Genomic DNA, 7,990 nt, shown 5'->3' with positions numbered 1-7,990 from the left:
CGCCTGCGCATCCACCGCGGCACGCGGCCCCGCGACGGCCGCGGTGGATGCGCAGGCGGCCCTGCGGGCGGCTTCGCTGCCCATGACCACCGATCTGTTCGCCGACCGGCTTCTCGCCGTGCTCAGCGGGCAGCGGCCCGTGCACTGGATGCTCCGGCACACCGCGGGCCGGGCGTACGACGAACTCGCCTGGCTGGCCGAGCGCGGTGCCCTGCGCACCCGCGGCATGCGCCCGGTGGTGCGGGACATCGGCTACTGCGAGCCCCGTCCGGGCGTCGTGGAGGCCTTCGCCCGCATCGGGGCGGGCGACCGGCTGCAGGCGATGGCCTTCCGCCTGGAGCAGGGCCGCGACCGGCGCTGGCGCTGCACGGCGGTGGAGCTGGGCGGCCCCCGTATGCCCCGCACGGACGACGAGCCGGCCTGACACGCGCACGGGGCGTACGGGACGCACAGACGTACGGAATGTGCGCGCGACGTGCGTGAGACGTGCGAAGGGCCGGGTCCCCGTCGGGTGCCCGGCCCTTCGTCCCTCAGTCCGCTCGTCGGCTCACTTCTTGCGGCGGCGGCCCTTGGCCTGCTTGCGGCGCTCCGCACGCGTGAGGCCGTCGGACTCCGAGCGCACGGGCCCGCCGTCGGTGACGAACTCGCCCTCGACGACGCCGCCCTCGCCGTCCACGGTCGGCGCGGTGAAGTGCAGGTCCCGCCGCTGGGGAACCTCCAGCCCCTTGGCCCGGATCTCCGGACGCGCGCTCGCCTGCGCCGGCACCGCGTCGCGCTTCTCCAGGTCGGCCGGCCTGGCCTCCTCGACCGGGACCTCCTCGACCTGCTGCTCGACCTGGACCTCCAGGTTGAACAGGTAGCCGACGGACTCCTCCTTGATGCCCTCCATCATGGCCTGGAACATGTCGTAGCCCTCGCGCTGGTACTCGACCAGCGGGTCCTTCTGGGCCATCGCACGCAGGCCGATGCCCTCCTGGAGGTAGTCCATCTCGTAGAGGTGCTCGCGCCACTTGCGGTCCAGGACCGACAGCACGACCCGGCGCTCCAGCTCCCGCATGATCTCGGGGCCGAGCTGCTCCTCACGGGCCTTGTACTGCTCGTGGATGTCCTCCTTGATGGACTCGCTGATGAACTCGGCGGTCAGCCCCGTACGGTCGCCGGCCGCCTCCTCCAGCTCCTCGATGGTGACCCTCACCGGGTACAGCTGCCGGAAGGCGTTCCACAGCCGCTCGAGGTCCCAGTCCTCCGGGAAGCCCTCGGACGTCTCCGCCTGGACGTAGGCGTCGATCGTGTCGTCCATGAAGTGGTGCACCTGCTCCCGCAGGTCCTCGCCCTCCAGGACACGGCGCCGCTCGCTGTAGATGACCTCGCGCTGCCGGTTGAGGACCTCGTCGTACTTCAGGACGTTCTTGCGGGCCTCGAAGTTCTGCTGCTCGACCTGCGACTGGGCGGACGCGATCGCCCGCGTGACCATCTTGTTCTCGATCGGCACGTCGTCCGGCACGTTCGCCATGGACATCACGCGCTCGACCAGCTGCGCCTTGAACAGACGCATCAGGTCGTCGCCGAGGGAGAGGTAGAAGCGGGACTCGCCGGGGTCGCCCTGACGGCCGGAACGACCGCGCAGCTGGTTGTCGATACGGCGCGACTCGTGCCGCTCGGTGCCCAGCACATAGAGGCCGCCGAGCTTCTCGACCTCCTGCTTCTCGGCCTTGACCGCCTCCTCCGCGCGCCGCAGCGCGTCGGGCAGGGCCGCGGCCCACTCCTCGATGTGCTTCTCGGGGTCGAGGCCGCGCTGACGCAGCTCCGCCTCGGCGAGGTCCTCGGGGTTGCCGCCGAGCTTGATGTCCGTACCGCGGCCCGCCATGTTCGTGGCCACGGTGACGGCGCCCTTGCGGCCGGCCTGGGCGACGATCTGCGCCTCCCGCTCGTGGTGCTTGGCGTTCAGCACCTCGTGCGGGATGCCGCGCTTGCTGAGCTGCTGGGAGAGGTACTCGGACTTCTCCACCGAGGTGGTGCCGACCAGGACCGGCTGCCCCTTGCGGTGCCTCTCCTCGATGTCGTCGACCACCGCCGCGAACTTGGCGACCTCGGTGCGGTAGATGAGGTCCGGACGGTCCTTGCGGATCATCGGCCGGTTGGTCGGGATGGGCACCACGCCGAGCTTGTAGATCTGGTGGAACTCGGCGGCCTCGGTCATCGCCGTACCGGTCATGCCGCACAGACCGGGGCGCTCCTTGCCGTTGTGGTCGTAGCGCTTGTAGAGGCGGAAGTAGTTCTGGAGCGTGATCGTGGCGAGCGTCTGGTTCTCGTCCTTGATCGGCACGCCTTCCTTGGCCTCGATCGCCTGGTGCATGCCCTCGTTGTAGCGGCGGCCGGCGAGGATGCGACCGGTGTGCTCGTCGACGATCAGGACCTCGTCGTCGATGACGACGTAGTCCTTGTCGCGCTTGAAGAGCTCCTTGGCCTTGATGGCGTTGTTCAGATAACCCACGAGCGGGGTGTTCACCGACTCGTACAGGTTGTCGATGCCCAGCCAGTCCTCGACCTTCTGGACGCCGGACTCGTGGATGGCGACGGTGCGCTTCTTCTCGTCGACGTCGTAGTCGCCGGTCTCCTCGATGCCCTTGAGCGGGTTGCCCGGCTCACCGCGCTTGAGGCGCTTGACCAGCTTGGCGAAGTCGCTGTACCACTTGGTGGCCTGGTCGGCCGGACCGGAGATGATCAGCGGAGTACGGGCCTCGTCGATGAGGATGGAGTCGACCTCGTCGACGATGGCGAAGTTGTGGCCGCGCTGGACGAGCTCGTCCTTGGACCACGCCATGTTGTCGCGCAGGTAGTCGAAGCCGAACTCGTTGTTCGTGCCGTAGGTGATGTCGCAGGCGTACTGCTCGCGGCGCTGGGCCGGCGTCATGCTGGCGAGGATGCAGCCGACGCTCAGCCCCAGGAACTTGTGGACGCGGCCCATCAGCTCGGAGTCGCGCTCGGCCAGGTAGTCGTTGACCGTGACGAGGTGGACGCCCTTGCCGGACAGCGCGTTCAGATACGCCGGCAGGGTGCCGACGAGGGTCTTGCCCTCACCGGTCTTCATCTCGGCCACGTACGCCATGTGCAGGGCGGCACCGCCCATGATCTGGACGTCGTAGTGCCGCTGGCCCAGGACGCGCTTGGCGGCCTCACGGACGGTGGCGAACGCCTCGGGGAGCAGATCGTCCAGACTCTCACCGTCGGCGTACCGCTGCTTGTACTCGTCGGTGAGGGCCCGCAGCTCGGCGTCGGAGAGGTTGACGAAGTCCTCTTCGATGGAGTTGACCTGGTCCGCGATACGGTGCAGTTTGCGCAGGATCTTGCCTTCGCCTGCACGCATGATCTTCGAAAGGACGGACACGGGGGTTGGTCTCCTTGCCGGTCGGGCCTGGGACGGTCGGTTTCCGTTTGACTGATTGAGCAACGGCCATCGTATGCGAGGACACGGCCGAGCCGGGAGGGCCTGCCGTGGGGCGCGCGTCCCCTGCCCCGCGAGGGCCGCACTCGGGACAACGTCCGGGGAACACGGATGGTGCCGCGTTCTCCGAAGAATCACGCAGATTGCGACCGCTCTCTCACACCGTGTGAATGCCGCACGGGACGAACACGCGGTGAAAACGCATGGCATTCTGTCATGCCCCTGGAGAGAATCCGCCGATGGAACCCGTCACGCTCACCACCGACCGTCTGCTGCTGCGTGCCCCCGTTCCCCAGGACACCGACGCGGTGTACGCCGCCGTGCAGGATCCCGAGATCCAGCGCTGGACCATGATGCCCTCGCCCTACCTGCCCGAACACGCGCGAACCTTCACCGAGGAGGTGGTTCCCCGGGGCTGGGCCGACGGATCGGTGTTCACCTTCGGCCTCTTCCTGCCCCGGGGCGAGCTGGTGGGCATGCTCGGCCTCACCCTGCGCCCGCCGGGCGGGGCCGAGGTGGGTTTCTGGGCCGCGAGGGAGCACCGCGGCCACGGCTATGTGACCGAGGCCGTCCTCGCCGCCGCCCGCTGGGCCTTCACCCGGCTCGCCGTCGACCGCCTGGAGTGGCGCGCCGCGGTCGGCAACCACGCCTCCCGCGCGGTGGCCGAACGGGCGGGTTTCACCCTGGAGGGCGTCCTGCGTTCCGCCCTCGAGCTCAAAGGAGTGCGGCGCGACTGCTGGGTGGGCTCCCTGCTGCCCTCCGACCTGGGCCTGCCGTCGACGGAGCCCTATCTGCCGGCGCCCTCGTAGGCATCGGACCCCGGGGACGAACGTCCCGGACCGGCCCGCGTTGTCGGCGTCACCCCCTATCGTGCAAAGCCATGACCTCCTTTCCGCGACCCACCCTCGAGCTCTCCGCGGACGAGGCCCGCCGCATCGTCCTGCGGGCCCAGGGCCTCCTCGGCGCGCCGGACCGGCGGGCCGGGGTGCGCGGCGTCCTGCGCCGCCTCGGCGCCGTCCAGCTCGACACGATCTCGGTCCTCGCCCGCTCCCACGAGCTCGTGCCCTACGCGCGTCTGGGTCCGGTCGGCCGCACCGCCGTCGAGCGCGCCTACTGGACCGGTGCGCACGCCTTCGAGTACTGGGCGCACGCCGCCTGCATCCTGCCCATTGAGGAGTGGCCGTACTTCGCCTTCCGCCGCCGCGCCTACCGCAACCGCCCGCACTGGAACCACGAGCTGCCCGACGGCGCCTATGAGCAGGTCGTCAAGCAGCTGCGTGCCGAGGGCCCGCTGACGGCGACGGAGCTGGGCGGGGCGAAGAGGACCAACGAGTGGTGGGACTGGTCCAGCTCCAAGGTCGCCGTCGAGCGCGCCCTGATGTACGGCGAGGTGGTCTGTGTCGAGCGCCGGGGCTGGAAGCGGGTGTACGACCTCGCCGAGCGGGCCGTCCCGGCACATCTGCTGCACGACGAGCCGGACGACGCCACGTGTCTGCGCCGGCTGGTCCGTCTGGCCGGCCGCTCCCTGGGCGTGGGCACCCGCGCGGACATCGCGGACTATCACCGTCTCAAGGGCGAGCAGGTCGACGCGGTGATAGCGGACTCGGGGCTGGTCCCGGTCACGGTGGAGGGCTGGGGCAGACCGGCCTGGGCGGATCCGGCGGCGCTCGAGACGGTTCCGCGCGGCCGGCACCGGACCACTCTGCTGTCCCCTTTCGACTCCCTGATCTGGGAGCGGGCCCGCACCGAACGGATCTTCGGCTTCGTCCACCGTCTGGAGGCCTACGTCCCCAAACCCAAGCGGGTCTACGGCTACTTCGCGATGCCGGTGCTCGCCGGAGGCCGTCTCGTCGGCCGGGTGGACCCCGCCCGCGAGGGCCGCACCCTGGTCGCCAGGCAGGTCGCCCTGGACAGTGCCCGGGCCGTGCCCGCGGTCGCCCAGGCCCTTGTGGAGGCGGCGGGCTGGGTGGAGTGCACCGATGTGCGGGTGGAACGGGTGGACGCGCCCGAGCTGCGCGAGCCCCTGGTCCGGGAGCTGGCCCGCACGCTCGGTTGACGGGGCGTCAGCGGATCTCGAGGATCTTCTCCCGCATCGCGTACACCACCGCCTCCATCCTGGAGTGCAGCTGAAGCTTCTCCAGGATGTTGCGCACGTGGTTCTTCACGGTGTTCTCGGAGATGAACAGCTCCTTGGCGATGTCCCGGTTGTTCATCCCCGTGGCGACGAGCTTGAGGACCTCCAGCTCACGGTCGGTCAGCCGGGGCGCGGGGACGAGGCGGCGCTCGTCGGTCCGCTGGATCATCGACTTGAACTCGGTGAGCAGCTTGGACGCCATGGACGGGCTGATCTGCGACTGGCCGTCGGCCACGGCGCGGATGGCGGTGGCCACCTCGTCCGTGGAGATCTCCTTGAGCAGGTAGCCGGTCGCGCCCGCCTTGATCGCGTCGTAGAGGTCGGCCTCCTCGTCGCTTATCGTCAGCATGATGATCTTGGCGCTGGGGGCGACCTCCTTGATGGAGGTGCATGCCTCGATGCCGCCGCGCTTGGGCATCCGCACGTCCATCAGCACGATGTCGGGCAGCAGATCGGCGGCCTTCTCCACTGCTTCGGCGCCGTCCCCCGCCTCGCCGACCACCTGGATGTCCTCCTCGTCGGCGAGCACGATCTCCAGACCGCGGCGGAAGAGGGCGTGGTCGTCCACGACAAGGACTCTGATCGGCTCCTTGCGCGCAGTGCCCGCGTCCGGGCCCGCGCCGGCGACGCCGCCGTTGGCATCCTCGTCCCGCGTCGGTCCGAAGCTGTCCGCCATCGTTGTCCTCCCCCTGAGGCTGTGGCCTGGTGTGCGGTGCCATGGCCAACCCAAGGCAACGGCCCGTCCGTTGAGCCGTTGCCGCCATGATTCCATGTCCGGCTGGTACTGCGGTGACCGAGCGAGGCGCAAAGGGGTCGCACGCCGGTGCCCCTGGGGGCGCACAGACGCCCAGGGGCACCGTCTCAGCTGCCGGCCGAGCGACTCAGCCGCCCAGCGTGCCGCCCGCCTCGGGAGAGTGCGTCTGGCTGACCATCGGGTCCGTCCGGAGATGGATCACGCCGTAGTCGTAGGCGTGCCGCCGGTAGACGACGCTGGGTTCCTTGGTCTCGGAGTCGACGAACAGGTAGAAGTCGTGCCCGACCAGCTCCATCTCGTAGAGAGCCTGGTCGAGGGTCATCGGGGCGGCCACATGCGTCTTCTCGCGGACGACGAGGGGACCGTCCCCCTGCACCTCCAGCGAGCCGATCCTCTTGGTGGGAACCTGGTCCTTTTCCTCTTCCGTGACGGTCTGACCGCTGCCGTTGAGCGTTGCCGCGTCCGGGACGTGGTCGGGGACCTCGGCGGCCGGGATCCGGCGCGCACCACGCCGTGAGAAACGCTTGTCGTGCTTCTTGCGCAGCCGGGCGTTCAGCTTCTCCACCGCCAGGTCGAGCGCCGCGTACGGATCGCTGGCCGCCGCCTCCGCCCGGATCACCGGACCGCGGGAGCGGAGCGTGATCTCCACCCGGTCGCTGCGGTCGGCCTGTCGGGGGTTGGGCTCCTTGGACACCTCGACGTCGAGGCTGATCACCTTGCCATCGAGCTTCTGGATCTTCTCCAGGTTCAGCTTCTCGGCCACGTGCTTGCGGAACCGCTCGGGCACCTCGGTCTTGCGGCCCTTGACGACGATGTCCACGCAGAACTCCGTTCCCGGATCGCTCCGCTGCATCGGCGGAGCGTCTCCCTTTTCGCACCCGGTTCCGGTGGGCCCGGAACCTCGGACTCGGTGACGTCCACCTCCTCCCCCGCGGGCGAGTTCTCCCCCCGACCGGTGCGGGTGATTACGGAAAAACCCGCAGCACGGCATTCGGATATGGCGGGGCCGGCCTGCGCCTTTCCCGCATACCCCGAACATATCTCGCCCGGACGGATGGCGTCACCCTCTACTGCGGCGTACCTCCGTTCAGGTGAATTGGACCTCTCGTTACCTGCAACGATGCACGTTCGTGGTCAGTTCCGATTCTTTTCGAAGGAATCCGGAGAGGCAGCGACGACGGCCGCGCAGATCACGTCACCGGCGCCGTACGCACTCCCGATTTCAAGTGCGCCATACATCGAGTTCCTCTCCTTCCGCAGTGGGTCCTGCCGGGCCCCGGACTTCCGTTGCCCCATCCCTTCCCGTGCCCGTGCCGTATACACCGTCACATTCACCACACGCGCCGCTTCCGTGAGGGAGGCTCCCGTGGTGACGAGGTCGTCGACCAGCACCACCGGGCCGCTCAGCAGCAGTTCCGCACCGCCCCCGGCCACCTCGAGCGCACCGGCGAGATTGGCCAGTCGCTGCCGGGAGTTCAGCCCCGACTGATCGGCCACGGCACGCCGCTGGCGCAGGACGGCCAGCACCCGGGCCGGCGTCCCCGACCGCCGCAGCTCACCGGCCGCCGCGCGCGCGATCCGCCGCGTCGGGTCGTGCCCGCGGGCCCGCACCGTCCGCCGCGCGGAGGGCACGGGAACCAGCAGCACGCTCCCGCCC

6 protein-coding genes and 1 pseudogene are annotated in these 7,990 nt (G+C 69.6%); 3 read left to right on the top strand and 4 right to left on the bottom strand.

Going from position 1 to position 7,990, the window contains the following annotated elements; translation table 11 throughout:
* A partial coding sequence (locus CCN35_RS22075; RefSeq protein WP_245863344.1) for an Rv3235 family protein occupies nt 1–424 on the top strand: 424 nt, incomplete at its 5' end.
* Between the two features lie 123 nt (nt 425–547).
* Here the strand turns inward: CCN35_RS22075 and secA are convergent.
* On the bottom strand, nt 548–3,388 hold the full coding sequence (gene secA, locus CCN35_RS22070) for a preprotein translocase subunit SecA (protein ID WP_067399576.1): 2,841 nt from the start codon (nt 3,386–3,388) through the stop codon (nt 548–550).
* 296 nt (nt 3,389–3,684) lie between these two features.
* Between secA and CCN35_RS22065 the strand changes: the two genes are divergently transcribed.
* Both CCN35_RS22065 and CCN35_RS22060 read left to right on the top strand, forming a co-directional pair.
* Nucleotides 3,685–4,254, top strand: a complete 570-nt coding sequence (locus CCN35_RS22065; RefSeq protein ID WP_067399578.1) for a GNAT family N-acetyltransferase — start codon at nt 3,685–3,687, stop codon at nt 4,252–4,254.
* 71 nt (nt 4,255–4,325) lie between these two features.
* On the top strand, nt 4,326–5,501 hold the full coding sequence (locus tag CCN35_RS22060) for a winged helix-turn-helix domain-containing protein (RefSeq protein WP_067399580.1): 1,176 nt from the start codon (nt 4,326–4,328) through the stop codon (nt 5,499–5,501).
* Nucleotides 5,502–5,508: 7 nt separating this feature from the next.
* Here CCN35_RS22060 and CCN35_RS22055 read toward each other — a convergent pair whose 3' ends face one another.
* From CCN35_RS22055 to CCN35_RS22045, 3 genes and pseudogenes are all read right to left on the bottom strand, one after another.
* On the bottom strand, nt 5,509–6,255 hold the full coding sequence (locus CCN35_RS22055; protein ID WP_067399582.1) for a response regulator: 747 nt from the start codon (nt 6,253–6,255) through the stop codon (nt 5,509–5,511).
* 205 nt (nt 6,256–6,460) lie between these two features.
* Nucleotides 6,461–7,153, bottom strand: coding sequence for a ribosome hibernation-promoting factor, HPF/YfiA family (gene hpf / locus CCN35_RS22050; protein WP_067399616.1), 693 nt, complete (start codon nt 7,151–7,153; stop codon nt 6,461–6,463).
* Between the two features lie 314 nt (nt 7,154–7,467).
* Nucleotides 7,468–7,990 (bottom strand): annotated as a pseudogene (locus tag CCN35_RS22045) (ComF family protein); the annotation flags it as partial.

Origin of the sequence: Streptomyces thermovulgaris (assembly GCF_002155915.1) — a bacterium.
Lineage (GTDB): Bacteria > Actinomycetota > Actinomycetes > Streptomycetales > Streptomycetaceae > Streptomyces > Streptomyces thermovulgaris.
This window is presented reverse-complemented; position numbering and strand designations above follow the sequence as displayed.

Excerpts from the sequence above, each read along its gene's own strand:
- CCN35_RS22060 (WP_067399580.1), top strand. The coding sequence starts at position 4,326 with ATGACCTCCTTTCCGCGACCCACCCTCGAGCTCTCCGCGGACGAGGCC.
- CCN35_RS22065 (WP_067399578.1), top strand. The coding sequence starts at position 3,685 with ATGGAACCCGTCACGCTCACCACCGACCGTCTGCTGCTGCGTGCCCCC.
- CCN35_RS22055 (WP_067399582.1), bottom strand. The coding sequence starts at position 6,255 with ATGGCGGACAGCTTCGGACCGACGCGGGACGAGGATGCCAACGGCGGC.